Origin of the sequence: Mycobacterium sp. NAZ190054 (assembly GCF_001545925.1) — a bacterium.
Classification (GTDB): Bacteria; Actinomycetota; Actinomycetes; order Mycobacteriales; family Mycobacteriaceae; genus Mycobacterium.
The window spans coordinates 1-2,297 of sequence record NZ_LMVQ01000397.1 but is presented as its reverse complement, the minus strand read 5'-3'; the positions used below and the strand labels follow the sequence as shown (position 1 = coordinate 2,297).

3 protein-coding genes are annotated in these 2,297 nt (G+C 66.8%); all 3 read left to right on the top strand.

Going from position 1 to position 2,297, the window contains the following annotated elements; genetic code table 11:
* On the top strand, positions 1–239 hold a 239-nt coding region (locus tag ASJ79_RS31425), incomplete at its 5' end, for a response regulator transcription factor (RefSeq protein ID WP_197420335.1).
* A 107-nt stretch (positions 240–346) separates the two neighbouring features.
* Positions 347–1,855, top strand: a complete 1,509-nt coding sequence (locus ASJ79_RS22620; RefSeq protein WP_067960181.1) for an NAD(P)/FAD-dependent oxidoreductase — start codon at positions 347–349, stop codon at positions 1,853–1,855.
* 139 nt (positions 1,856–1,994) lie between these two features.
* Positions 1,995–2,297 (top strand): ribonucleotide-diphosphate reductase subunit beta (locus tag ASJ79_RS22615; RefSeq protein ID WP_369803743.1); only part of this gene is annotated, 303 nt, incomplete at its 3' end.

Sequence of the window (2,297 nt, the reverse complement as noted above, 5' to 3'; positions counted from 1 at the left end):
GACCTGGCCCCCGCAGCCGCCGCTCCAGCCCGCGCCCCGGCGGGCTCTCGCCCCGCGAGATCGAAGTGCTGGGTCTGGTCGCGCGCGGGGCGTCCAACAAGGAGATCGCCACGACGCTGGGAATCTCGGGGAAGACGGCCCGCAACCACGTCGAACGCATCTACACCAAGATCGGCGCCGGCAACCGCATCGGTGCCAGCATGTTCGCGCTCAAGCACGGGCTGGTGAATCCTTTCTGAGCGGAGCGCCGCGAGATTGCGTCCACGCAGAAAAAGTGCGAGTGCAGACCTGCTGGAATGCTATTTCGGCGGATTCGGTACCGGCGTTCCCAGGTACAGTCTGGGACATGACCGTGGCTGAACAGGCTGACGTGACCTCCGCCGGCCAGACGCCGGTGCGCACTCGGGCGCTGATCATCGGCTCGGGCTTCTCCGGCCTGGGCATGGGCATCGAGCTGCAGCGGCGCGGCGTCGAGTTCCTGATCCTGGAGAAGGCCGACGAGGTCGGCGGCACCTGGCGGGACAACACCTATCCCGGCTGCGCCTGCGACATCCCGGCGCACATGTACTCGTTCTCGTTCGAACCGAAGGCCGACTGGACGCACATGTGGTCGTTCCAGCCGGAGATCCAGGACTACCTGCTGGGCGTGACCGCCAAGTACGGGTTGCGCCGCTACATCGAGTTCGGCACGCACGTCGACCGCGCGATCTGGGATGACGACGAGATGCGTTGGCACGTCTTCGCCAAGGACGGCCGGGAGTTCGTCGCGCAGTTCGTCATCTCCGGCGCGGGAGGCCTGCACATCCCGTCGATCCCGGAGTTCGACGGATACGACGAGTACCTGGGCGCCGGCCGCGTCGCGTTCCACTCCGCGGAGTGGAACCACGACGTCGACATCACCGGCAAGAACGTCGCGGTGATCGGCACCGGCGCCAGCGCCATCCAGATCGTGCCCGAGATCGTCAGGGACGTCAGCGAACTTCACGTCTACCAACGCACCCCGCCATGGGTGATGCCCAGGCCGAACAACCCGATCTCGCCGCGCTGGCAGCGCGCGTTCAGCAACGTGCCGGGCACCAGGGCCGCGATGCGCGCGGGCATCTACTGGCTGCACGAGGCGGTCGGCTTCGCGATGACCAAACAGCCGCGGCTGCTCACGCTCGGGGAGATGGCCGGCAAGTGGAACATCCGCCGGTCGGTCAAGGATCCCGAACTGCGGCGCAAACTCACCCCGGACTACCGGGCGGGCTGCAAGCGAATCCTGAACTCCGACACCTACTACCGCGGCATCGCCGACCCGAGGACCGAGGTGATCACCGACCGCATCGCCCGGTTCACCGCACGCGGGATCGTCACCGCCGACGGCACCGAGAGAGAAGCCGACGTCGTCGTGTTCGCGACCGGTTTCCACGTCACCGACTCCTACACCTACGTCGACATCAAGGGTCCCGGCGGCGAGGACCTCGTCGACCGGTGGAACCGCGAGGGGATCGCCGCGCTGCGGGGCATCACCGTCGCCGACATGCCGAACCTGTTCTTCCTGCTCGGGCCGAACACCGCGCTGGGGCACAACTCGGTGGTGTTCATGATCGAGTCGCAGATCCGGTACGCGGCCAAGGCCATCGCCGCCGTCGACAAGGCCGGTGCGCGGGCGCTTGCCCCCACCCGGGAGGCGCAGGACCGGTACAACGACGAGCTGCAGGACGAGCTCCGTGGCACGGTCTGGAGCACCGGCGGCTGCCGCAGCTGGTACCTCGACGAGCAGGGCGTCAACCGCACCCTGTGGAGCGGCATGACCTGGCAGTACTGGTTGGCGACCCGGCGGTTCAAGGCGTCGGAGTACGCGTTCCGCTGACGCCCGGGCGACACGCCAGACACAACATCTCGTGTAGCGCCGGGATGTCGCACACCAGTTGTAGTGTTGTTGGCGTCGCGGGAGATCCCGCGGCGCCGAACAAAAAGCCAGGTGAAATGGGGTTCTCGTGAGCGATGGCATGAAACTGATCGACCGTGTCTCGGCCATCAACTGGAACCGTCTGCAGGACGACAAGGACGCCGAGGTGTGGGAGCGTCTCACCGGCAACTTCTGGCTGCCCGAGAAGGTCCCGGTATCCAACGACATCCCGTCCTGGAACACGCTGACCGCCCACGAGAAGCAGCTCACGATGCGGGTGTTCACCGGTCTGACGCTGCTCGACACCATCCAGGGCACCGTCGGCGCCGTCAGCCTCATCCCGGACGCGCTGACCCCGCACGAGGAGGCGGTGTACACCAACATCGCGTTCATGGAGTCCGTG

What these genes read in the sequence shown, in the direction of transcription:
- ASJ79_RS22620 (WP_067960181.1), top strand. Translation starts at nt 347, where the DNA reads ATGACCGTGGCTGAACAGGCTGACGTGACCTCCGCCGGCCAGACGCCG.